Source organism: Paenibacillus sp. FSL H7-0756, from assembly GCF_038006765.1.
In the GTDB taxonomy this organism is placed as follows: domain Bacteria; phylum Bacillota; class Bacilli; order Paenibacillales; family Paenibacillaceae; genus Paenibacillus_AQ.
The window spans coordinates 1,247,105-1,271,459 of record NZ_JBBOVT010000003.1; the positions used below are offsets into that span (position 1 = coordinate 1,247,105).

Genomic DNA, 24,355 nt, shown 5'->3' on the forward strand with positions numbered 1-24,355 from the left:
CAACTTCAAATCAATGGTGCTACAATGATCCCTGTTATGAATCACAACAGAATACCAACGTGTAACTGATACGATCAGGCATGAGTGATTTACAGTATTATGGTTGTCCAGCCCCATCTCGGGGTACTCTAACGTTAGCGTTAGCCGGGCAATCTGCGTACTGTATTGCTCATGCCTTTTTTGGCTTCTGTTGACAGAAATTAAGGATTAGGAAGTGACCCGAATGTTTAAAAAATTATTTGGCGTTCTGCAGAGAGTCGGTAAGGCGCTTATGTTGCCCGTTGCCATTCTGCCTGCGGCGGGCCTGCTGCTTGGAATCGGGAATATGCTGGTTAACCCGGACTTCCTGCAATATGTGCCTGCACTGGAGAATCATATTGTTCAGGCGATAGCCACAGTACTTATGAACTCCGGGCAAATCGTATTTGATAACCTCTCCCTGCTCTTTGCAGTCGGCGTAGCCATCGGGCTGGCCGGAGGAGAAGGCGTAGCGGGGCTTGCAGCGATTATCGGCTTCCTGGTAATGAACGTAACCATGGGTACGGTAGTGGGCGTCAATGCTTACGTGCTAACCTGGAAGGATTTCTCGTATTCCAGCGTGCTGGGGATACCAACCTTGCAGACTGGGGTGTTCGGTGGTATCCTGGTCGGGATACTGGCTGCGTCTATGTACAAAAGGTTCTTCCGTATAGAATTGCCGTCGTACTTAGGCTTCTTCGCGGGTAAACGGTTCGTACCGATAATGACGGCGGTGACCTCGCTGATGCTCGGTCTTGCACTCACGATTGTGTGGCCGCCGATCCAGCACGGTCTGAACTATGTGTCACAGAGTATGATTAATACCAACCTGACGCTGTCGGCCTTTATCTTCGGGGTCATCGAGCGTTCTCTGATTCCGTTCGGCCTGCACCATATCTTCTATTCACCGTTCTGGTATGAATTCGGAAGCTATATTGACAAGGCGGGCGATCTGGTCCGCGGTGACCAGCGCATCTTCATGCAGCAGCTTCGTGACGGTGTGGAGTTCACAGCGGGTACATTTACTACCGGTAAATATCCGTTCATGATGTTCGGTCTTCCGGCAGCGGCTCTTGCGATCTACCATGAGTCGAAGCCTGAGAACAGACGGGTTGTCGGAAGCTTGATGGTTTCCGCAGCGCTGACCTCGTTCCTGACGGGGATCACCGAGCCGCTGGAATTCTCCTTCCTGTTCGTGGCTCCGCTGCTGTTCGCAGTCCATGCTGTATTCGCAGGACTCTCCTTCATGACCATGCACCTCTTGAATGTCAAAATCGGCATGACCTTCTCCGGCGGGTTCATCGACTATGTGCTGTTCGGCGTCATTCCGAACCGTACCGCCTGGTGGCTGGTTATCCCGGTAGGTCTGGTATTGGCCGTGATTTATTACTTCGGATTCCGCTTCGTTATCCGTAAGTTCAACCTGAAGACGCCTGGCCGTGAGGATGCCTCCGAGGATGAGGATGAGGTTAGCTTGGAGAGTGTGTCCAAGACAGGCGACGATCTGCCGCGCAACATTCTGTCCGCCCTGGGCGGCAAAGAGAATATCACCCATCTGGATGCCTGCATTACGCGTCTGCGGGTTGAAGTGAAGGACAAAGCGGGCGTAGACAAGAACCGTCTGAAGAAGCTTGGTGCTTCTGGTGTTCTTGAAGTGGGTAACAACGTACAAGCGATCTTCGGCACACGTTCGGACACGATCAAGTCACAGATTCAGGATGTCATGAACGGCAGAACACCGGCTGCAGCCCCTGCGGCTCCGAAGCCGGAGCTTGAACAACAGGCAGGCGAGCAGGGTGATGCTATCATACCTGAGGATATCGTATCTCCGGTAAACGGCGAGCTGATGGATATTACAGAGGTTCCCGATGCGGTCTTCTCCCAGAAAATGACCGGTGACGGCTTCGCCTTCCTGCCCTACGACGGCAAGATTGCTTCGCCGGTATACGGCAAGGTATTCAACGTGTTCCCAAGTAAGCACGCCATTGGCATCATGTCAGACGGCGGCAAGGAAGTCCTTGTGCATATCGGGGTCAACACTGTTAAGCTTAAGGGCCAGGGCTTCACGGTTCTGGTGGAGGAAGGCGATCTGGTAGCTGCCGGACAGCCGATTATGGAAGTGGATCTGGAGTATGTGAAGGCGAATGCACCTTCTGTCATCTCACCGGTCATCTTCTCCAACCTGCCGGAAGGCTCCTCCGTGACCTTGAAGAAGCCGGGCAGAGTCAGCATCGGCGACAAGGATATCATCACCATTCAGTAAAATGTGCAATGGCGAAACGCTTCCATTATAATGAAGGGGAGCGCAAGCCTTCACTATAATTCACCATCCCAAATTAACAGAAAGCGAGTTGGATTATATTATGCAAACAACTTTCAGAATTATTGACGAAGACGGAATTCACGCACGCCCGGCAACAGCGCTGGTAAATACAGCTACAAAATTCAAAGGCACTGAAGCTTTTGCAGAAGCTAAAGGTAAAAAAGTTACCCTTAAATCCATCCTGGGCGTTCTGTCCCTGGGCCTTGAAGCAGGAGATACCCTGACTCTTATTACTGAAGGCAGTGAAGAAGCAGAAGCACTGAACGCGCTGCAGGAGGTTATGGTTAAAGAAGGGCTGGGAGAAGTTCATGAATAAAATTTCAGGAATCGCGGCTTCCGCAGGTATTGCAGTAGCCCGTGCCTTTATCCTGGAACACCCGGACTATACCATTACCAAAACAGCGGTCACGGATGTGGACGCTGAGCTTGCGAAGCTGCAGGATGCCCTGGACAAATCCAGAGGCGAACTTCAGACCATCAAAGAGCGTACCTTGGCTGAGCTTGGCGAGAAGAAGGCGGAGATTTTCGAATCACATCTGCTGATCCTTGATGACCCTGAGCTCCTTACCCCTGTAATGGACAAAATCCGTGAGGAATCGGTAAATGCGGACTTCGCACTGAATGAAGTAGCTACTCAATTCGTGGAAATGTTCCAGAACATGAAGAGCGCATACCTGCAGGAACGTGCAGCCGATATGCGTGACGTAACCAAACGTGTGCTGAACCACCTGCTTGGCATTCACTATGTGAGCCCGGCTGAGATCAGTGAAGAGGTTATCGTTATTGCCCTGGATCTGACCCCATCGGATACAGCGCAGCTTAACCGCAACTTCGTCAAAGGCTTCACCACCAATATTGGCGGACGGACTTCCCATTCGGCCATTATGGCCCGTTCCCTGGAGATTCCGGCGGTTGTGGGCACGAAGAACGTGATGTCGCTGGTCAAAGCAGGCGATCTGGTCATCGTGGATGGTCTGAGCGGAGATGTGCTGATCAACCCTTCAGAAGCTGAGGTTGCCGAGTATAGAGCGAAGCAGGAAGCTTACGATCTTCAGATTGCTGAATGGAAAAAGCTCCGCGACGAGCCGACGGTATCAGCCGACGGCAAGCATGTAGAGCTGGCAGCCAACATCGGGACTCCGAATGATGTGACTGGCGTTATTGAGAACGGCGGCGAAGGTGTAGGTCTGTACCGCACCGAGTTCCTCTATATGGGCCGCGATAAGCTGCCTTCCGAAGAGATCCAGTATAACGCCTACAAGACCGTGCTTGAGAATATGCAAGGCAAGCCGGTAGTAGTACGTACGCTGGATATCGGCGGAGATAAGGAGCTGCCTTATCTGGAGCTGCCGAAGGAAATGAACCCGTTCCTCGGCTACCGTGCGATCCGACTCTGTCTGGACCGTCAGGATATCTTCCGCACCCAGCTGCGTGCCTTGCTCAGAGCAAGTGCCCACGGCGACCTGCGCATTATGTTCCCGATGATCGCTACCCTTGGTGAATTCCGTGCAGCCCGTGATCTGCTGCTGGAAGAGAAGGCCAAGCTGCGTGAAGAAGGCAAAGAAGTATCCGACAGCATCCAGCTGGGGATCATGGTAGAGATTCCTTCTACGGCTGTACTGGCGGATCAGTTCGCCAAGGAAGTGGATTTCTTCAGTATCGGAACCAACGACCTTATCCAATATACAATGGCTGCGGACCGTATGAATGAACAGGTATCGTACCTGTATCAGCCATACAACCCGGCAATTCTGCGGCTGGTCAAAATCGTCATCGATGCTGCACACGCCGAAGGCAAATGGACCGGTATGTGCGGAGAAATGGCGGGGGATGCCACGGCTATTCCTCTGCTGCTCGGTCTTGGCCTCGATGAATTCAGCATGAGCGCCACCTCCATTCTGCCAGCACGCAGCCAGATCTCGAAGCTGTCTGCGGCCGACATGAAGGAAATGGCTGCCCAGGCCCTGCAGCTCGGCACAGCCGAGGAAGTAGCCGCACTGGTGCAATCCCGCGTGAACTAATTCGTTCTACTCTGGTTGACTGCATTCCGCAGTTAGCTGCTCCCCGTAAGGGGAGCATTGGTTATAACTCCAACTACTTTACAGCCTCCTTTACAGGGGGCTTTTTTTTCGTGAAGTGAGTTGAATTTCAGCAAATCTGGAACCGCCCGTCCGGGCGTTATTTTATATAATGGGTCCATTACTTTCGGAGGGTGGAACCATTTTGCAGAGATTCAGTGCTTCACAGATTTATTTGCTCCATGTGTTCATGTTGTCGCTTGCGGCCAGTACGATATTTACAACCTACAGTATTTATTATGTAGTTGACCTTAAGCTGAATCCGCTTCAGCTGGTGCTGATTGGAACGGTGCTGGAGTTAACGGTGCTTGTGTTCGAGGGGATTACCGGAGTGGTCGCTGATACCTATAGCCGCAAGCTGTCCGTGATCATTGCCGTGTTCGTTGTGGGGAGTGCTTTTATCCTTGAAGGGAGCATTGTCTGGATCATGCACCCGGCTTCCCTGTTGCCTGCCTTCGGCTGGCTGCTGATCTCCCAGATGCTGTACGGGATTGGCTGGACCTTCCTGAGCGGGGCGGATACGGCATGGATCGTGGACGAGCTTGGAGAAGAGCAGACGGGAAGACTCTTCATGCGCTCCAAAATATTCGGCTTAAGCGCTTCCCTGCTGGGCATTGCGGTCAGCGTAGGATTATCCCATGTTGCGTCCAATCTTCCTTTTCTGGCGGGGGGAGTTATCTATTTCGTCCTGGGATTCATATTGATCCGGTACATGAAGGAGACCGGGTTCGTACGCCGGAAGCGTGAGCCGCAATCCTCCGCTATCCGTGAGCTGGGTAAGACCTGGGCCAGCGGCGCCTCCATCCTGAGGCATCATCCGCTGCTCCTGCTGCTGACGGTTGTAACTTTATTCAGCGGTGCTGCGTCTGAAGGATATGACCGTCTGTGGCCAGTCTTTCTTATGAATGAGGTCGGGTTCCCGGAGATTGGTGTCTCGATGGCGGCTGGCTTCGGGCTGATCAGTGCGGCGACTACTATGCTGGGTGTGCTGGCTGTCTATATGGCCGGGAGAATCATTGATTTGCAAAAGGAACGCCAAGTAGCGGCCGCTTTGTTCCTCCTGACATCCGTCCGTGCCTGCTGCATTATCATGGTGGCACTTGCGCCTAATTTCTACTGGGCGATCGGGGCGGTACTGCTCCTGGGGGTGGTCGGTTCGGTCAGCGACCCGATCTATACCACCTGGCTGAACACGAAGCTGCCCTCCCGGAACCGGGCTACACTCTTGTCGATGATCAGCCAGTCCGATGCCCTGGGCCAGAGCGCAGGCGGTCCGGTTGTAGGTTATATAGGCAGCCGGATCTCTATCAGAGCTTCGCTGCTGTCGGCGGGCTTCCTGCTGGTACCTGTCATTGTGTTATACGGCAGGGTGCTGCGGAAGCGGTCCTGATGTTTTGGATTATTTTACAATTGTCAAGGAGCCGCTGGACAAGTATACTTTCGGTTAACTAGCACCTATAATTTAAATAGCTTAAATCCCCGGCTATCCATGCCGATATAAGGATATATCCGGTGACACAATTCACCCTTAACCCAGACCTGTGAACATACTGTTACATATTATATAAAGAACCCTATGTAGCAATTCCGGCGTCATCCGCTTGCAGAGCTGTGCAAGTACAAAGTATTAGTTAAGGAGAATGTGGACATAGCTTGATAGTAATAGAATGATAGTTCTCCGGGAGTATTACGGATGAGCGTAGGGATGGTGAATAGCAATGAGCAGCAATTATATACAAGCAGAACAAGAAATCGATACCTATCAAGGCAAAGACCTCGGCTTAACCTACACAGCGGAATACTGTGTATTTAAGATCTGGGCGCCGACAGCCTTTACAGTGTCGCTCGTATTATATGCTACAGGCGGAAACGGACTGACTCCGCAGACCGCAGATTACAAGGACAGCGGCAAAATTCTTAGTATGGAGCGTGCTGAAGGCGGAGTATGGACGATCCAGGTGCCCGGTAACCTCAAGGGAAAATATTATATGTACCGCGCCGTATTTGCCGACGGGTCGATTAATGAAGCGGCCGATCCTTATGCAGTAGCTGTATCGGCCAATGGAACGCGGACGGCTATCGTGGATTTGTCCGAGACTAACCCGGACGGCTGGGAGAGCGATGCTTCTCCTGGGCTGCCGCATCCGGCAGATGCTGTAATCTATGAGCTGCATGTCCGCGATTTCTCGTCAGACCCTGGCTCCGGACTGACGTATAAGGGGAAATTCAAGGCCTTCACCGAGACCGGCCTGCGGGATGAAGCGGGTCATCCGCTGGGCATTGATCATCTGGCTGAGCTGGGCATCACGCATGTTCATCTGCTGCCGGTGTTCGATTATCAGACGGTGGATGAGCTGGGCAAGCCAGGAGAAGAACCGGCGTCCTCCATCTTCACAGACTATAACTGGGGCTACGACCCCCAGCACTATAATGTGCCGGAAGGCTCCTACAGCACAGACCCGGCTAACCCGCTTAGCCGTATCCGGGAATTCAAGGAGATGGTTCAGGCGCTGCACAGCCGCGGCATCTCGGTGATTATGGACGTCGTCTACAATCATACCTATGGGTTCCAGAAGGGACCCTTCCAGCCGCTGGTGCCGGACTATTACTACCGCCATGATCAGAGCGGCCGGCTCTCTAACGGCTCGGGCGTGGGCAATGAGCTGGCTACAGAACGGCCGATGGTCCGCAAGTATATCAAGGATTCCCTGTCCTACTGGGCTAAGGAGTACCATATTGACGGGTTCCGCTTCGATCTGATGGGGCTGATGGACAGCGTGACCATGCGCGAGATTACCGAGGAACTGCGGCTGGAGATTAATCCGGGGCTGCTGATCTATGGTGAGCCGTGGACAGGCGGCGACTCGCCGCTTGCCGCCAAGACGCTGAAGGGCGTGCAGCGCGGCAAAGGCTACGCCGTCTTCAACGACAACTTCCGCGCGGCCATCAAGGGAGACAGTGACGGCTGGGGCAAAGGCTTCGTGACCGGGGAATACGGCAAAGAAGGTGCGATCGCGTCCGGGGTGAGCGGGGCGATTCATGAATTCACCGATGCGCCTACAGAGACTGTGAACTATGTAACTGCACATGATAATCTCAACCTGTGGGACAAAATTCTGGCTACCCGGGGACTTCGCGGGGAAGCCGGACTGCCGGAGCTTGAGGGCGGCAAGCTGCGGGGCGGCGGGGATCTCAAGGCCGCAGTAGAGCAGGCGAATCCGTATGTGGGAGTAGATCCCGAGAATGTGCTGGAACATGAGACGGTACGCCGTTCGTTGCTGGCTAACGGAATCATTCTGACCTCGCAGGGAATTCCGTTCCTCCATGCCGGGGATGAGCTGCTGCGCAGCAAATACGGAGATCATAACAGCTATCGCAGCCCGGACTGCATCAATGCGATCCGCTGGGAGAACAAAAGCAAATTCATTGCAGTATTTCAATATTACAAAGGTCTGATTGAGCTGCGCCGGACACATCCAGCCTTCCGCCTGCACGGGCGTCAGGAGATTGAACGCAGTCTGGAGTTCCTGCGCTGTGACAGCGGAGTCGTTGCCTACAGACTGAAGGACCATGCTGGCGGAGATACATGGAATAATATCGTGGTGATCTATAATGCCAATATGGAGCCGGTCACCCAGTGCCTCCCGGAGACCTCCGGCTGCTGGAACATCGTAGTTGATCATACCCATGCCGGACCGGAGGCCTTCCGGCAGACGGACAACGGCAGTGTAGAGGTCGCAGGACTGTCGATGATGGTACTCTATGATAAATACGGGGAGCCCGAGCCAAGATCGAAGATTGTAGAAGTTCATTATGACCGCCCGGACGGCGATTACCGGGGCTGGAATCTCTGGGTGTGGGGTACAGGCATTCAGGATGGGCAACGGGACTTCCAGCACATGGAGGAGGGTCATGCCGTAGCACGGATTGAAGTGCTGCCGGGGACCTCCACGATAGGCTACGTCCTCCGGCTGAACGACTGGGAGGAGAAGGACGGCACCGCTGACCGCTTCATCGACTGCTCAGGCAGCGGGGAGCAGGTTATCAAGGTGACCGTTCGGGAGCGAAGTCCAGAGCATAGGACAGAGCTGGCTGATCCTTTGCAGCAGACCAGCTAGAACATAAGAAGAGCTGATTAGTTCCATCTCCTGTGGGAGGGGAGCTAATCAGCTCTTTTTGGCTAGGAGTTATAGATAGGGAGTCAACTTCTGACAGTGCTAGTTCCGCTGATCACTGTACTTCTTATCCACATGCTCACTGTACAGGTTAGCCTCATTGCCGCCATGGTTCTTGGAGCGGTACATCGCAAGATCGGCGGCACGGAGCAGCTCGTTGATGCTGCTGCCGTGCTGCGGGTACAGAGCCACGCCGATGCTGGCAGAGGTGTGGAAGCTGGAGCCCTGGTTGACGGACCAGGATTTGTTGAACAGCTGGAGCAGACGGTTCAGCAGCTCGTCCAGCATTTGCGGGCTGGTGAAACGGTGCAGCACCACGGCGAATTCATCCCCGCCGATCCGGAAGGCCTGGCCGGAGCCCTTCACGGTCTGCTGCAGCTCCCGGGAGAGCAGCTGCAGGAATTCATCTCCGGCCAGATGGCCGAGCGTATCATTCAGCTGCTTGAACCGGTCGCAGTCCAGCAGCGCAACGGCGATCTCCTGCCGGCGGTCCTCGGGCTGGTTGATCAGGTTCTCCATGTACATTTTGAAATGGGCACGGTTGGGAATCGCCGTCAGATGATCATAGAAGGCCAGCTTGTGCAGCCGCTCCTCATATTGCTTGCGCTGGGTAATCTCACGCGAGACCAGCATGAACTGTGCCGGGAAATTACGGCTGCCTGCAATCGGGGTAACCTTGGTCTCCAGCCATACCCAATGCCCTTCGGCCGAGCGCATGCGCAGCTCGGATATTCTCGGGGAAGACTGCACCACGCTCTTGAGCTTGGCCCAGGAGATCTCGGCTTCACGGATATAGTTGGAGAGCGGCGCCCCTTTGCTTGGCACATAGCCCAGTGCAGTTGCATGGGAAGGAGAGGCATACAGGATCAGACCGTCCGGATCTGTCAGCACAATGAAGTCGGACATCGTCTCACCGATCAGCTGGTAGAGCGATTGCTCGTCCTGCATTTCGTTCTGCAGGGAGATCAGCCTGCGGCTGAGATAGATGATAACCAGAACAAGCAGGAACAGGAATACAGAGTAGACGGCGAACAGGGAGCTTTTGAGATTATTGAACTCTGTCATTACCTGGCTTGCATAGGTATCAATCTTGTCCTCTGCCTGATTCAGGCTTTCCCGTACTTCATTCAGCTCCGTATGTATGGTGAGGGCAGAATAGGAGGCAGGGTTCCAGCTCTTCTGAACCCGCTGCGAGATCAGCTCCCGGCCGTTATCCCTCCATGCGGTAAGCGTGGTTCCGAAGTGATCCAGCTCATTCCTCAGCTCGTCCAGCAGCAGCTCGCTCTGCTTCATTCCATTGAACGGGCTCTTCACCGCATTCAGATTGTAGCGGGCGGTATTGACGCGCTGCAGCGCCTGAGCATTATTGTCTTCGAATTCCTGTGACAGTGTACTGCGCTGCGCGCTGGTCAGCGTCCCGCCGACTGTGGTCTGAAGCGCTAGGGCTGCCTGATACAGATCGCGGTCGGCATTCAGAATGAGCTCGGAATTCTGGTAGACATCACTGTATAAGGAATCGGATAATTTGTTCATCGTATGATTCAGAATCAGCAGGGAGGCCACACTGATCCCAACCAGAAGAACGGTGATGGACGTGAATAATATAATCAGTCTGCGTGTACTTGTGTTTTCCGAAAAAACGGCCACTGTCATCCTCTCCCCGCACAGAACTTTTGCAAATCTCATGGGTGTAGCTTTGGTGCATGCGAAACTTATCCTTATGCGGAATATGGCTTCATGCAGGCATGTAAGAGAGTATACGTTAGCGAGTCCTAGAGAGCAGGGGAAGAAAGAGGCAATAGACAGAATAGCTTCCGGTTAGATCGCGGTTTCTTTTCACCAGTATATAGGACATCCCTTAAGCAGAGCAATTGCTGAAAAAATAATAAGCCCCGTCAGCTTCCGCTGCGGATGCACAGGCCGAGAAGCAGACCCTGGAGCCGGAGTGGAAACAGTGGAGACATATCCGTTACAGCCGATACCAAGAACTAGTATGTATACTTAACTACTATGTAGAGATATTGTGACCTTTGAGTCCTATTACCCACTTTTACTGCAAACGATACCCCTGTGGTATCAATTGTGCATTAAAAATATAACAGAAAAATCCGCCAGCCCAGGAATCTGAGACCAGCGGATGGAACAGCAGATTATAAACTGCTGGGTATAGGAGGATGCTACTCGTTGCGCAATGCATAGATAGGGCGCATTCTTGCAGCCTTGCTTGCAGGAATCATTCCGAAGAGGACACCGATCATCAAGGAGAAAGAAAAGGAGATCAGCACCATATTCCAGGAGGGCGCCACATTCAAGGCGGTATAATGACCGACAGCCCAGCTGGCGCCAAGTCCCAATGCGACTCCGATCAGACCCCCGGTTCCGCTTAAGACTACGGACTCGATCATGAACTGCATCATAATGTTCTTTTTTTTGGCCCCGATGGCCTTGCGGATGCCGATCTCTCTGGTTCGCTCATTGACTGAGACAATCATAATGTTCATAATCCCTATCCCGCCTACAAATAACGAAATACCTGCGATACCGCCAAGGGCCATGGACAGAGTGGAGCTGGTCTCATTCACCGTTTCCAGCATCTCCCGTGAATCAAAGACAGAGTAGGCATTCTCCGCTGCACTGAATTTGGCTGTAAGGCTGGCCTCCAGCTTGGTTTTGACCTCATCCACATTGTCATTGGAAGTGGTGGTGAGCGTAATGGAGCGGACGCCCTTGCTCTGCAGGAACCGTTCGGCTGTAGAGATGGGGATCAGCAGCTTCTCGTCGCTTGAACCGACGCTGGTGGAGCCTTTACTCTCCAGCAACCCGACGATCTTGAAGCTGCTTCCGTTGATCTGTACCTTTTGGCCTACAGGATTATCTGTACCGAATAGATCCTCCGCTGTATCTGATCCGATTAACGCAACCTTCTGCCGGTATTCTGTATCCATCTCAAGCAGGAATCTTCCGGATTGCACATGGAAATCCTGGACCTCTTCGTAGGCAGGTGTAATGCCTTCTACGGATACGGAAACGTTCTCGGTACCGTGCTTGGCGGTTACGTTCCCGGAGATTATCGGGGATACATTATCCACCCCTTCAATCTCACCAAGGGCCAGGGCCTCCTCGTAGGTTAGCGAAGTGGTGGCTCCGCGGCCCGTAATGTTGACGGTCAGCTGGTTAGTTCCCAGGGAGCTTAGGGACTCTGTAATCTGCGAGGTGGTGCCCTGGCCCACAGCGACAAGTGCAATGACGGAGGAGACCCCGATAATAATGCCCAGCATGGTAAGAAAGGCTCTTATTTTGCTGCTCAGAATACTTTTGAAGGCCATTTTCATACTCTGGTACAGCATCATGAGTGCACCACCTTCCGATCCTCTACAAGATCCCCGTCTTGAATCCGGATCACCCGTTTGGCCTGCTCGGCAATCTCCAGGTCATGCGTGATCAGAATAATGGTATGCCCTTGTTCGTTAAGCTCCTTAATCATCTGCAGAACCTCCTTGCCTGTCTTGGAGTCCAGCGCTCCGGTGGGCTCATCGGCAAGAAGAATAGGCGGGGTTCCGGCAAGAGCGCGGGCAATAGCCACACGCTGCTGTTGGCCTCCAGACAGCTCGGAGGGACGGTGATTCATTCGGCTCTCCAGGCCTACCCGGACCAGGGCGCTGCGGGCAATTTCTCTACGCTCCCTGTGGGACATTCCACGGTAGATCAGGGGCAGCTCTACATTCTCTACCGCTGATAATTTCGGCAGCAGATTGAAGTTCTGAAATATAAAGCCGATCTTCTCGTTGCGGATCTGAGCCAGCTTGTTGTCAGACAGCCTGCGGATCTCCTGGCCGTCCAGGAAATAATCGCCTTCATTCGCCACATCGAGGCAGCCCAGCATGTTCATCAGGGTGGACTTGCCTGACCCTGACGGGCCGATGATCGCAACGAATTCACCGTGATCAATGGTGAAGCTCAGGCTCCTCAGAACCGTCATTGATTCTCCGGCCATCGTGAAGCTGTGCTGCATATTCTCAACCCGGATCAGCGGTTCTGGTGAGGTCATCGTCCGCCACCGCCCCCGGAGAAACCGCCCCTGCTGCCCCCGCTGCCCCCGCCGGTGAAGCCGCCCCCGCTCCCGCCGGGAAAGCCTCCGCTCCCGCCGGTCATTCCTCCGCTGCCAAAGCCGCCCATGCCACCACCCATGCCGCCTTGCTGCGGAGAGGTGGTATTGCCTGAGGAAATCACGGTTGGGAGGATCACTTCATCCCCTTCACTTAAGCCGCTGACGATTTCGATGCTGCTCTCATTGTGGATACCGGTCTCCACAGCCACACGCTGCGTGCCGGCGGCATTGCCCGAAGCACTCCGGCTTCCTGCTGCCCTGCCGGAGAACCCGGCGCCGGCCGGAAATTCACCGCCGGAAAACGCTCCGCCCCGGGCTTCTCCGCCGCCCTGAGGGTATCCGCCGCCTTGACCGCTTCCGCGTGCAGCCCTGCCGCCGGTCTGGCCTTCTGCTCCTTCCGGCCGGATTTCGCCTTGGCCGCCGGGAGCCTGTCCGTCAGCCGTGCCACTCTCAGCAGACTTGGAGCCAGCCGCTCCGTTACCAGAAGTTTTGGTGCCTGATTCATTTCCGCCGGTCACCGGCACATTGACGAAGGATTTCCCGTTTATCTTTGTTACAGCTTCGATAGGAACGGTCAGAATATCCTTCTTCTCTTCGATGGTAACCGCCACCTCCGCAGACATGCCGATAAGCACACCCTCCGAGTTATTTAATCCTACAGTGACGTTGAACAGGGAGACACCATTGGAGGAGGTTCCTTCTTTGGCTATATCTATAACTTTACCGGTAAAAGACTTATCCTCAAGGGCATCCAGTGTAATGGTGGAGACTTGATTGAGCTTGATTTTGGGGATATCCAGCTCGTCTACCTGAACGGTTACGCTTAGATTCACGTAATCAGTCATGGTGAACAGCTCTGTACCATTCTGGGCCTGTTCACCGGCCGTAATATTCACGGCAGTGATCGTACCATCGATCGGAGCGGTCAGCGGATCAGGCAGAGCCATATCTTCATGGATGGCAGCGATGGATTCCTGCTGGTCTAAGATATCGCTATTGGCCTTATCAATGGCTTTTTTTGCCGACTCCAGCTCTTCCTCTGCCGCGTTATTCATAGCCAGCGTCTTGTAGCTCTCCTGTTTGTTTTCCAGCTCTGTCTTGAGATTCTCCAGCGACTTTGTGGCTTCCTTCAGCTTATCATCCAGATCGCCCGCGACAAATGTGATCAGCACCGCGCCTTTTTTAACGACATCGCCTTTCTTAACCATGACCGTATCGACCTTCCCGGCTTCTTTGGTACGGATGCTCTCGCTGTTGATTGCCGATACTGCACCTGAACCCGAGACACTCACCAGAATATCCCCCTTACTGGCAACTGCCGTATTCAGCGGGGCGGCGTTGATCTGCCGGTTCTGATCCGGCCAGAGTCTATAGCCCGCAATCCCTGCAATAGCAACGAGGAGTATGGCTGAAGCGATAATAATGATCTTTTTCTTCTTCATTTTGCGGCTCCTTCAGTGGAAGACGTGGCTGCTTTGGCGGTAACCTCAAGGGAATAGGCCTGGCTGGCGAGCTCCGTCCGCATTCCCTGGAATTCATCGTAGAATTTAAGGGCGTAGGTGCCGGAGCTCAGATTTTTGAACAGGACGCTGGTAAGGGTCGTAGAATAAGAGTTGTTTGTTCCCAGAGTCAAGTCGGTGCCAAGCGTCAGTGTTTTCTCGTGAGACTGTCCATAAGGATCTATAACCTGAAGGATGAGCTTATGCTGGTAAGCGCCTGTCTGGTAGGCATTATCCTGATTGAGATTGTAATTGAACGTCACAGCAATGCTGCTTTCGCCCTTGGTGAGTTCCCCTGTAGAGCTGGTAACTGCCAGTGTATAAGGGAAAAGCGGAACGGAAGCCAGATTGGTCAAAGGCGTAACCTCTGCCGGAGCCAGTGTCAGCGCTGCAGTATTCACATATCCCGTCGCAGCCGTTCCTGCGGCAGTCAGCTTGCCATCCGCAATCGACTGGCTGATATACAGCTGAAGACCTGCCGTGTCCAGAGCAGCCGGAACTTTTGCCCAGAAGGTAACCAGTGTTGTGCCCTCAGGGCTGGTTGGCAGCTCAGACTGGCTTACGGTTGCTTCAAAATATTGCCCGTCAGCAGTCCTGAACTGTGCGTACAGACGGGCCAGATCTGCCTGCCGGACTTCGTCGCTGTTCATTTCCACTTCGCTGTACACAAGATTCGAGCCGGTTCCTGTATACAGGAGGGTGGAACGTTCCTTGACGGTGGCTTTTTTGCCGGTGGCCGTGATCTTGAAGGCTTCCCCTGGAGCCAGCGGTGCAACACTTTTAACGGCACTGTCGCTTGTGCTGAGAGAGAGGAACTGCGACACTTCTGTACCCTTGGTCTCCTGGAGGATGAGCTTGACTTGTCTGAAATCCAGGGTATATGGAATATGGGCTTGAACCGATATCTGTGTGCTGGCACCAGGGGCAAGGACTGAAGAGCTGTTGCCCGTATAAGTCTGTGAAGAGGAAGTGAGATCCTTCTGATCCACCAGGAGTATTCCGGTAAAAGCAGGCAAAGTAATGGTCTTGGACGTTGCATTGCGTATCGTTAGTACAGCCTGCACCAGATCCTCGCTGCCCCAAGGCAGACGCAGCAGGGAGTCCAGAGAGACAGCGAACGTGCCGTAGGTATTGGTTACGCTGGTCTCGGCGGCGAGATGAATCTGGCTCTCCGGCTTATAAGGGATGCGGAAATAGGCCACAGGCAGCGTTACTTTATCCGCGCTGGCTGCAGGAGCAATCATGCGCAGCTCCAGCGAATTCTGAGCCAGCTCCAGCGGAACACTGGCGCTCAGCTCAATCAGCTTGTCTTCCAGCGGCTTCAGGGTCAGGCTGCTCAAGGTTGTGGACGTCACCGGGAAGCTATAGCCTTCCGCCGAATTGACGTTAAGCTCATAAGCAGGCAAAGTAACCGCTGTGCTGCCGGTATTCTTCACCCGGAGCTGATAGCTCCAGACACCGTTCCCGTTATCCGCATGCACAGTTGCCTTCAGCAGCTGCATGTCCACGATATTGCTGCCGATGGAGACCTTTTTGGTATAGCCCGCCGCTACAGTGAAATCGGCGGTTACCGCAGCCGGAAGCGCGTAGGAAGAGACAGGCAGGTACAGCTTGAGTCCTTCATCCAGCTTAGCGATCTGTAGCGTTAGCTTGCTGAGATTCATGTAGGAGGGGATCTCGGTCATATAATAGAGCGTCTTCTTCTCCTGAGGCTGAAGCTTGAATTCGGAGCTGCTGTCATCCAGTGTAAGTGTGAAGACAGAGCCGCCCGAGGATTTCAGGTACAAGCTATAGCCCGGATCTGTAAGCACTTTGGTACCCAGATTGGTTAAGCTAAGCCCGACCTTAGCATAGACTTTGCCGTTATATTTGTAGATTTGCACGGATTCGGCTTTGGTGCCGGCTGTAAGGCCGCCGAGTTCAACCTTCCGGGTCTCTCCTGTAAGCGAGGACAGAGAATAATTGGCTGGGACCGTGAACGTGCCTATACGCTGTTCATAATTAGCGGCGCTGAAATTCCAGCCGTAGATGTTGATTTTAAGTCCTTTGACGGAGGCGGCAGTTCCAATATTCGCATAGTATGTAAGGCTGGTGCTTTGCTTTGCGGGGATTTTCTTGACTGTACTGTCTGCGCTGACCGGTATTCCCTTGATGACGCTGCCGCCCGCCGTTACTATTTTGGAGAAATAGTCCGCCAGATTGACGCTGCTGCCGGCAGTATTGGTGTAGGTAAGCGTGTAGGTGAGAATATTACCGCCGGTTTGGCTCTGAATCCCTACATGGCTCAGCTTCACCTGAAGCGTGGTAGCGAGCTTGAGCGCACTTAGACTGTTAAGAGTGGAGACTTCCGTGACCGGGCTTGCTGCTGTGGCAGCCGTAGAACCGGATGAAGCAGCATAGGCCGTGGTTCCCGGGCTTCCTGCGGTTTGAATTGCGGCAAATGTGCTGAGCAGCAGCAGAACAAATGCTTTTTTTCGTGTAGGCATGTAATTTCCTCCTTGAATGATCTCATAAGGCAAAATATCAGCATTGACTGAATGCCCGCTGAAAAAAAGCCTTCAAACCGCGCTGAAGCTTAAAGGAAGCTTAAAAGAAGATAAAAAATAAGCGGAATTAGCGCAGCTTGTCAAACGGGCTGTTTTTGCATATAATAGATGGGCATATCTTCCCAAGCGGAGGATCGAAGTGCAGAGGATATAATCCGCATACATGCAATGATGGAGAAGAGTACGCAGTGCCTGGCTTACAGGGAGGAAGCGCCGCAGATTGAGAGCGTTTCTAAGAGAGCAGAGCTGCCGAAGTTCACTCCGGAGCAGTTCCCTGAATGTACATCAAGGCTTCCTTGAAGAGTGCTAGTAGGGGGGACCGGCCGCAGACCGTTATTTCTGTATAAAGTGAGACAGGTCTTTGCCGTACCGAAAGAGGGAATATTGCTCTTAAGGGAAGCGTACGGCCGTCTAACAAGGGTGGTACCACGGTCTTTTCGTCCCTTTACCGGGAGGAAAGGCCTTTTTTTGTTGAACAATATGAGATTTGAGGGGGCAGTACAAGCCATGAAAGACAAATTGGAAGCACTGAAGGCCGAGGCACTGACGAAGCTGCAGGCGGTGTCCGATCCGCAGATTCTGAATGATCTGCGCGTCAAATACCTTGGCAAAAAAGGCGAGCTGACAGAGGTTCTGCGCGGTATGGGCGGACTAAGCGCGGAGGAGCGTCCGGTGATCGGCCAGGTGGCCAATCTGGTGCGCAGCGCCATTGAAGAGGTGATCGGCGCCAAGCAGGAGCTGTTCCAGCAGCAGGAGACGGAGAACCGCCTGAATGCGGAGAAGGTCGATGTAACCCTGCCGGGCCGCGGCATGCCGCAGGGCGGCATTCATCCGCTCAGCCGGGTGATTCAGGAGATCGAGGATATTTTCATCGGTATGGGCTACAAGGTGGCGGAAGGACCGGAAGTGGAGACAGATTATTACAACTTCGAGGCGCTTAACCTTCCGAAGAACCATCCGGCCCGCGATATGCAGGATTCCTTCTATATTACGGAAGATATTCTGATGCGCACACAGACCTCGCCGGTTCAGATCCGCACCATGCAGGCGATGAACGGGGAGACTCCAGTCAAGGTCATCTGTCCGGGCAAGGTGTTCCGCCGTGACGACGACGATGCGACCCACTCCTTCCAGTTCCATCAGATTGAAGGTCTGGTGATCGGACGCAATATCCGTATGAGCGACCTGAAGGGGACCCTGCAGCAGTTCATGAAGGAGATGTTCGGTCCTAGCGCGGGCATCCGCCTGCGCCCAAGCTTCTTCCCGTTCACCGAGCCTAGCGTTGAGGTGGATGTAAGCTGCTTCAAATGCGGCGGCGAAGGCTGCCGGCTCTGCAAGCAGAGCGGCTGGCTTGAGATTCTCGGCGCCGGTATGGTGCACCCGAATGTGCTGCGGATGGGCGGCTACGACCCTGAGGTCTACAGCGGCTTCGCGTTTGGCATGGGCGCTGAGCGGATCGCGATGCTGAAGTACGGCATCGATGACATCCGTTACTTCTACACGAATGATATGGGCTTTGTGAAGCAGTTCAAGGGGATTTAGGGATTTGGCGGGTGTGTATGGGGCGCGGGCCGGATACTGATAAGCCGGAGGGACGACGGCAGTCCTAATTAGGAATGACTGTAATTGAAGTGCCGGAGGGAAATTTTGGAACTGGAGGAGCGGTAGCGACCGCCTTTGTGTTTGAATTTTTACTGCTATATAGATTGAACTAAAAAATTCAAGTTGAAGGAAAAGTGGCGGAGGGGAATTTTGGAACTGGAGGAGCAGTAGCGACCGCCTTTGTCTGCGGATTTCAACCGTTAAAAACGGGATAAATCAAGAAATCTGCAGACAACAGCGGCCGGAAGTCCAAAACTTCTCTGGAGGTACACTGGAATACAGGAATTTGGGTTAGGACGAAGTTGGCACTATGGCTTGTTGTATATCCGCTTCCGTGCGCGAAGCGCAGGCCGCCATGGAGATCAATACATCTGAAACAAAAAGGAAGTGTGCGATTATGAAAGTATCAACCGCCTGGCTGGCCGATTATATATCGCTGGAAGGGGTTACCGCAGATAGCTTGGCGGACAAAATCACCACCGCCGGCATCGAGATTGACGGAGTAGAACGCCGCAACAAAGGGATTTCCGGGATTGTGACCGGCTACGTGAAATCCAAAGAAAAGCACCCCGACGCCGATAAGCTGAATATCTGCATCGTCGATGCCGGGCAGGGCGAGGATCTGCAGATCGTCTGCGGAGCGAAGAATGTCGCAGCGGGCCAGAAGGTACCGGTCGCGCTGGTGGGCGCCAAGCTGCCGGGCCTGGAAATCAAAAAAGCCAAGCTGCGCGGCGTGCTGTCGCAGGGGATGATCTGCTCGGCCAAAGAGCTGGGCCTGAACGACAAGCTGCTGCCTAAAGAGCTGCAGGAGGGCATTCTGGTGCTGCCGGAGCAGACCGAGGTGGGCCAGGATATTCTCAAGGTGCTCGGACTGAATGACGAAATCCTTGATTTCGATCTGACACCGAACCGTTCCGACTGTCTGAGCATGATCGGTGCCGCTTATGAGGTAAGCGCGGTGCTGGGCCGTGAGCTGAAGCTGGCTGATCCGGCGGCAGAGCTCGTGGAAACGGGCGGCAAGGCTGCGGACTCCATTACGGTTACGATTGAGGATGAGGCATTCTGCAGCCATTATGCCGTGCGTTATATTGCCGGAGTGAAGACCGCGCCGTCCCCGCTGTGGATTCAGAACCGCCTGATGGCGGCCGGGGTGCGTCCGATTAACAATATCGTGGATATTACCAACTATGTGATGCTGGAATACGGACAGCCGCTGCATGCATTTGACGGCGGGCAAGTCCAGGGCGGAACCATCGGTGTACGGTTTGCCCGTGAAGGGGAACGACTGGTAACCCTTGACGGCCAAGAGCGCAAGCTTGAGCCGCAGATGCTGGTCATTGCCGACGGTTCAGGCGCAATTGGCCTGGCAGGAGTGATGGGCGGACTGTCAACAGAGGTTACCGCAGACACCGTTAATATCGTACTGGAATCAGCCAAATTCGATGGCGGAACGGTACGCAAGACCTCGCGTCAGCTCGGTCTGCGCTCAGAAGCGTCCCAACGGTTCGAGAAGGAAGTCGACCCGAATGCGGTCATACCTGCGCTTAACCGCGCGGCTGCACTGATTGCCCGGTATGCCGGAGGAACGGTGCATGAAGGGATCGTCCAGGCCGGAAGTATCGCTGGTCAGGAGAAAGTGCTGCAATTATCGCTGGAGAAGCTGAACCGCTATCTCGGGACAGATCTGTCATTGCTGGAAGTGAAAACCCTGTTCGGACGTCTGCATTTCAAGTGCGGTGATGCGGCTCAGGGAATCGTCGAGGTCGAGGTGCCGACACGGCGCGGAGATATTACGCAAGATGTGGATCTGATTGAAGAGATCGCCCGCTTATACGGCTATGACAACATTCCGACCACCCTGATCGAAGGCACAACAACACCTGGTGCGCTTACTAGACAGCAGTCCCTGCGCCGCGAGCTGCGCCGCCTGCTCTCACTGGGCGGATATCAGGAGGTTATGGGCTATTCCTTCATCCAGCCGGAGCAGAGCAAGCTCTTCCCTATGCTGGCGGAAGGCAAGCAGTCAGTGAAGCTGGCGATGCCGATGAGCGAGGAGCGTAGCGTGCTGCGTACCAGCCTGCTGCCGCAGCTGTTGGACATTGCCCTCTACAACACGAACCGCCGCCAAGGCGATCTGGCGTTGTTCGAAATCGGCAATGTGTTCTTCACAGAAGAAGAAGTCCTTACCCGCCAGCCGAGCGAGCTGCCGGTGCTGGGGCTGCTGCTGAGCGGTACGCGTGCAGCCAAGCAATGGAACGTGGCTGCTGAGCCGGTGGATTTCTTCGACCTCAAGGGGGCGCTGGAGACTGTATTTGCGCATCTGGGCCTTACGGATCGCGTAGTCTATGAAGGGGACGCGCCTGAAGGCTATCATCCGGGACGCTCTGCTTCCATCTATCTGCTTCAGGCAGAGGGCCGTGTGAAGATCGGTTCGATGGGGCAGCTTCATCCCGAGCTGCAGCGCCGGATGGATCTGGAGGATACCTACGTATCCGAAGTCCTGCTCCAGCCGCTCTATGATGCGGCGCGTGCCCAATTGCAGTATAGCGAGCTTCACCGCTTCCCGGGCATGGAACGGGACATTGCGGTGGTAGTGGATGACGCGGTTCCGGCAGGCGACCTGATCGCGGCGATCCGTGAGCACGGGGGTACTCTGCTGCAAAATGTGCAGGTATTTGATATCTACACAGGAGGCAAGATGGAGGCGGGTAAGAAGAGCGTTGCCCTGTCGCTCTTGTACCGCCACACCGAGCATACGCTGACTGACGAAGAGGTTGTGGAAGTGCATGACAAAGTGGTCTCTGCGCTTGAACAAACTTTTGGTGCAGAATTAAGAAAATAGCAGGAATTGTGCAAAGCCGCAGCGAATCCATTTAGAAACAGAGATTCGCTGCGGCTTTTCTGTACCTATGTGAAGTGCGGAGGAACATGCAAATAAATGCAATGGACGCGTGCTTTTGCCAAAGGTCAGGAAATCACGCTACAATAGGAGTAAGAGCAAAGAAACCAACTTAGAATCCGCACACATACAAAGGAGGGCACAACTGTGGCTATGGACCGGACCCGTGTCGCCGTGGAGATATACGGAACTTCCTACAAGCTTGTCGGAAGCAGCACAGAATATATGAAACAGGTCGCCCGTCATGTCGATGAGCATATGCGTGCAATATCGAAATCACATTCCAGACTGGATACGCCGCGGATTGCGGTGCTTACAGCTGTACATATGGCAGAGCAGGCAATCCAGGTTCAGGATTTCAAGAATGAGCTGAATATGCTGACCGGTGAACGCACTGAGCTTCGCGTGGAGGTGTCACGCCTTCAGGAAGCACAGCGTGAACAGCAGGAAGAATATGAGAAGCTGGAAGCCGCAGCGAAGGAAGAGGCTGCGCGGCTGGTTGCCGCCGCCGAAGAAGAACGCTCAAGGCATCTGGAGCAGCAGGAGCAGGAGAGGCAGCTGCATGCCCAGCTGCTGGAGGAAGAGAAGCAGGCGGCGGACGCTGCCCGCGAGCAGCTGGTGCAGGAGCTGAAGGCGCGCGAGGATGAGCTGAAGGCGCTGCGTGAGGGTCATGAAGCAGAGCAGGCTGCAAGCCGCGAGGCAGCACGTCAGGAGCTGGAGGCCGCAGAAACTATGCGGATGCAGCAACTGGAACAGATGAAGTCTGCCCATCAGCAGGAACTGGAGCAGCTGCGCGAGACGCTGACCCGCGAGAAGACAGAGACGTTGTCTGCTCTGGAGCAGGAGTTGCATGAGACGCGGGAGACGATGGGCAGCGAGATCGTGGAGATCCGCTCCACGCTCAGCAAGGAGCTGGCTGATACCAAGGCTGCGCTCACAAGTGAGCTTACCGGGGAACGGGAAGCGCTTGAGAAGGAGCAGGCCAAGACCAAGGAGCTGCGGCAGTCCCAGGGGACGCAGGAGCACCGGCACAAGCAGCAGCTTCAGGAGCTGGAGAAGCAGCTTGGCGAGCTGCGCGGCGGAACCGGGCAGCTCCAGTCCCGGCTGCGGGCAGCGGAGGCCGGGCTGAAGGGCGAACGCGATGCGAGGCTGACGCTGCTGGCGCAGTACGAAGCTGTGCTGAAGCGGGAGGAGCAGCTCGGAGAGGAGCTTAAGCTTGCCGCTGAGCAAGGAGAGCAGCAGAGTGCGGCGCTGGAGGAAGTGCGCAAGCAGGCTGCGGCTTCGCAGAGCGAGGCGGAAGCGCTCCGCAGCAAGCTGCGGGACGCAGAGGACAAGCTAAGCGTTGCGCTGGAAGAGCTGCACACGGCGAACGAGCTGGGCACCCTGCTGAACGAAGAGGTGGAAGGGCTGCGCCAGCAGGTTGTAGCTGCGCAGAGCGAGGCGGAAACGCTCCGCAGCGAACTGCGGGACGCAGAGGGCAAGCTAAGCGCTGCGCTGGAAGAGCTGCACACGGCGAGCGAGTTGGGCAACCTGCTAAACGAAGAGCTGGATGAGCTGCGTAAGCAGGTTGCGGCATCGCAGAGCGAGGCGGTAGAGATCCGCAGCGAACTGCGGGATCTAGAAGGCAAGCTAAGCGAAGCGCAGGAGGAGCTGCACACGGCTAAGGAGCTGGGCAATCTGCTGAACGATGAGCTGGGAGGGCTGCGCCAGCGTTATGAGCTGACGCAGGAAGAAGCGGCAGCACTGCGTACATCGCTGCAGGAGACAACAGATCAGCTCAGCCGTACACAGGTCGAATTCGACCGTACGGCAGAGGAAGCGGCGTCCTGGCAGGAGCGTGCGAACAAGCATATGGAGGATATCAGCGAGCTGGAGATGAACCTTCTGGAAGAGGGAGAGAAGTCGGCAGCCTTGCAGCGCGAAGTGGAGACTCTTCGCGGACAGGCAGACGGCATGGTTCAGCAGCTTGATCAAGAGGCGCGGGTTCGTGCCGAAGCGGAGCAGGAGCTTGCCGTTCAGCAGGAGGCGGCACAGGCAGCCCGCAAGGAACTGGCTGCGCTGCGCGGCCGTTACGAGGAGCTGATCGCCCAGTACGACGAGATTCTGCAGGACGGGGAGCAGCTGAAGGAACGCTGCGAGCTGCTGGAAGCCGAAGGCGAGGAAGCTGCGCGGCGTCTGGAAGAGCTGTATGAGGCAGGTCGTGAAGCTGCGGCTACGGCGATGGAGCAGCAGGAAGCACTTCGCGAGACCCGGGAGTACGAAGCTACCTGGAAGCAGAAATATGAGGAGCTTCTGCAGCGCGAGCAACAGTGGAACGAGCAGGAAGCACAGCTGCGCGAGGAGATTGAGATCTGGCAGCAGGAGGCCGGGGAAGCCGAGGCTCAGGCGGAATCAGTCAGCCGCTCGCGCACCGAAGCAGAGCAGCGGCTGGATGAGATCGGCGAGAGCTATGAGATGGTCCAAGGCCAGCTGCGGCTGGTACAGGCCCAGTTCGAGCTGCAGCAGGGGGAGCTGGAGAAGCTGTCCCAGGAGCATCGCAGCCTGCAGGCGGAATATGCCAAGCTGCAGAGTGAATATAATGAATGGATTCAACTGATCGAACAGGACAGTTGAATGGCGGATGCATCACAGGAAGAGCTGTTGTAAGCAGGAATGCTTAGAACGGCTTTTTCTGCTGTGCAGGGACGGGGGACGGATTCATCCTTAGTGGGACTGCAAGGGAGGGCTGCTGTTCTAGAGTTGGCTGGAGTGAAGTAATGGATAGAAGTAATTTCTAATGGAAGAAAAGTTGGCGATGAGAAGGGTTGAGTGGAGAAGATAGCTAGGCTACCATCTTGCACAAATCCTGCACTAAATACAACATTCGTACCTCTGAAGCAGCTAATTGCGGGAAATCCTGCCTACAATGCAACATCTCAATGCCAATGACCCGCTCCACCAGTAACATTCCTGCATAATGTGCAACATTCGGCGTTCTCAAGCTGCAATCCGTTAGAAATCCTGCAAAATGTGCAACACTTGACGATAACAGCTCATGATGAAGAGAACAAGTGCTTTTGACATAATAAGTATTGCAACCGGTTACAACCCGGGGTAGGATGTTGGTT

General features: G+C 54.6%; 13 protein-coding genes and 1 other annotated feature. Of the genes, 8 read left to right on the forward strand and 5 right to left on the reverse strand.

All coding sequences use genetic code 11. The annotated features are described in order from the left end of the window. The first annotated feature begins 223 nt into the window (after positions 1–223). The 5 genes from ptsG (at position 224) to pulA (ending at position 8,537) form a co-directional block, all read left to right on the forward strand. Positions 224–2,281 (forward strand): glucose-specific PTS transporter subunit IIBC, encoded by a 2,058-nt coding sequence (ptsG, locus tag NST04_RS31440; RefSeq protein ID WP_341187730.1) that lies wholly within the window; start codon positions 224–226, stop codon positions 2,279–2,281. A 100-nt stretch (positions 2,282–2,381) separates the two neighbouring features. Beyond that, on the forward strand, positions 2,382–2,657 hold the full coding sequence (locus NST04_RS31445) for an HPr family phosphocarrier protein (RefSeq protein ID WP_036696683.1): 276 nt from the start codon (positions 2,382–2,384) through the stop codon (positions 2,655–2,657). Beyond that, entirely contained in the window at positions 2,650–4,362 is a 1,713-nt protein-coding gene (ptsP, locus tag NST04_RS31450; protein ID WP_341187731.1) for a phosphoenolpyruvate--protein phosphotransferase, read from the forward strand. The genes NST04_RS31445 and ptsP overlap by 8 nt, the downstream gene beginning before the upstream one ends. Before the next feature lie 202 nt (positions 4,363–4,564). After that, positions 4,565–5,809 carry an MFS transporter gene (locus tag NST04_RS31455; RefSeq protein ID WP_341187732.1) on the forward strand — a complete coding sequence of 415 codons (1,245 nt, stop codon included), beginning with the start codon at positions 4,565–4,567 and terminating at the stop codon, positions 5,807–5,809. 328 nt (positions 5,810–6,137) lie between these two features. After that, complete coding sequence (pulA, locus tag NST04_RS31460) at positions 6,138–8,537, forward strand: type I pullulanase (protein WP_341187733.1); 2,400 nt, start codon at positions 6,138–6,140, stop codon at positions 8,535–8,537. A gap of 99 nt (positions 8,538–8,636) precedes the next feature. On the opposite strand, the gene NST04_RS31465 is transcribed toward pulA, so the two are convergent. The 5 genes from NST04_RS31465 to NST04_RS31485 all read right to left on the reverse strand — a co-directional run bounded on the left by NST04_RS31465 (position 8,637) and on the right by NST04_RS31485 (position 16,687). Continuing rightward, positions 8,637–10,241, reverse strand: a complete 1,605-nt coding sequence (locus tag NST04_RS31465) for a sensor domain-containing diguanylate cyclase (protein ID WP_341187734.1) — start codon at positions 10,239–10,241, stop codon at positions 8,637–8,639. 530 nt (positions 10,242–10,771) lie between these two features. Beyond that, positions 10,772–11,944 (reverse strand): ABC transporter permease, encoded by a 1,173-nt coding sequence (locus NST04_RS31470; protein ID WP_341187735.1) that lies wholly within the window; start codon positions 11,942–11,944, stop codon positions 10,772–10,774. Beyond that, positions 11,941–12,642 (reverse strand): ABC transporter ATP-binding protein, encoded by a 702-nt coding sequence (locus NST04_RS31475; protein WP_341187736.1) that lies wholly within the window; start codon positions 12,640–12,642, stop codon positions 11,941–11,943. The genes NST04_RS31470 and NST04_RS31475 overlap by 4 nt, the downstream gene beginning before the upstream one ends. Continuing rightward, positions 12,639–14,144, reverse strand: a complete 1,506-nt coding sequence (locus tag NST04_RS31480; protein ID WP_341187737.1) for an efflux RND transporter periplasmic adaptor subunit — start codon at positions 14,142–14,144, stop codon at positions 12,639–12,641. The genes NST04_RS31475 and NST04_RS31480 overlap by 4 nt, the downstream gene beginning before the upstream one ends. Then, complete coding sequence (locus NST04_RS31485; protein ID WP_341187738.1) at positions 14,141–16,687, reverse strand: hypothetical protein; 2,547 nt, start codon at positions 16,685–16,687, stop codon at positions 14,141–14,143. The genes NST04_RS31480 and NST04_RS31485 overlap by 4 nt, the downstream gene beginning before the upstream one ends. A gap of 219 nt (positions 16,688–16,906) precedes the next feature. Then, positions 16,907–17,195 (forward strand) — a binding site (T-box leader). 59 nt (positions 17,196–17,254) lie between these two features. Here NST04_RS31485 and pheS point away from each other — a divergent pair. The 3 genes from pheS to NST04_RS31500 all read left to right on the forward strand — a co-directional run bounded on the left by pheS (position 17,255) and on the right by NST04_RS31500 (position 23,861). Beyond that, entirely contained in the window at positions 17,255–18,289 is a 1,035-nt protein-coding gene (gene pheS / locus NST04_RS31490) for a phenylalanine--tRNA ligase subunit alpha (RefSeq protein WP_341187739.1), read from the forward strand. Between the two features lie 457 nt (positions 18,290–18,746). Continuing rightward, on the forward strand, positions 18,747–21,191 hold the full coding sequence (gene pheT / locus NST04_RS31495) for a phenylalanine--tRNA ligase subunit beta (protein ID WP_341187740.1): 2,445 nt from the start codon (positions 18,747–18,749) through the stop codon (positions 21,189–21,191). A gap of 204 nt (positions 21,192–21,395) precedes the next feature. Beyond that, positions 21,396–23,861, forward strand: a complete 2,466-nt coding sequence (locus tag NST04_RS31500; protein ID WP_341187741.1) for a hypothetical protein — start codon at positions 21,396–21,398, stop codon at positions 23,859–23,861. Positions 23,862–24,355: the final 494 nt, after the last annotated feature.

Excerpts from the sequence above, each read along its gene's own strand:
- ptsG (WP_341187730.1), top strand. The coding sequence starts at position 224 with ATGTTTAAAAAATTATTTGGCGTTCTGCAGAGAGTCGGTAAGGCGCTT.
- NST04_RS31445 (WP_036696683.1), top strand. The coding sequence starts at position 2,382 with ATGCAAACAACTTTCAGAATTATTGACGAAGACGGAATTCACGCACGC.
- ptsP (WP_341187731.1), top strand. The coding sequence starts at position 2,650 with ATGAATAAAATTTCAGGAATCGCGGCTTCCGCAGGTATTGCAGTAGCC.
- pulA (WP_341187733.1), top strand. The coding sequence starts at position 6,138 with ATGAGCAGCAATTATATACAAGCAGAACAAGAAATCGATACCTATCAA.
- NST04_RS31470 (WP_341187735.1), bottom strand. The coding sequence starts at position 11,944 with ATGATGCTGTACCAGAGTATGAAAATGGCCTTCAAAAGTATTCTGAGC.
- NST04_RS31475 (WP_341187736.1), bottom strand. The coding sequence starts at position 12,642 with ATGACCTCACCAGAACCGCTGATCCGGGTTGAGAATATGCAGCACAGC.
- NST04_RS31480 (WP_341187737.1), bottom strand. The coding sequence starts at position 14,144 with ATGAAGAAGAAAAAGATCATTATTATCGCTTCAGCCATACTCCTCGTT.
- NST04_RS31485 (WP_341187738.1), bottom strand. The coding sequence starts at position 16,687 with ATGCCTACACGAAAAAAAGCATTTGTTCTGCTGCTGCTCAGCACATTT.
- pheS (WP_341187739.1), top strand. The coding sequence starts at position 17,255 with ATGAAAGACAAATTGGAAGCACTGAAGGCCGAGGCACTGACGAAGCTG.
- pheT (WP_341187740.1), top strand. The coding sequence starts at position 18,747 with ATGAAAGTATCAACCGCCTGGCTGGCCGATTATATATCGCTGGAAGGG.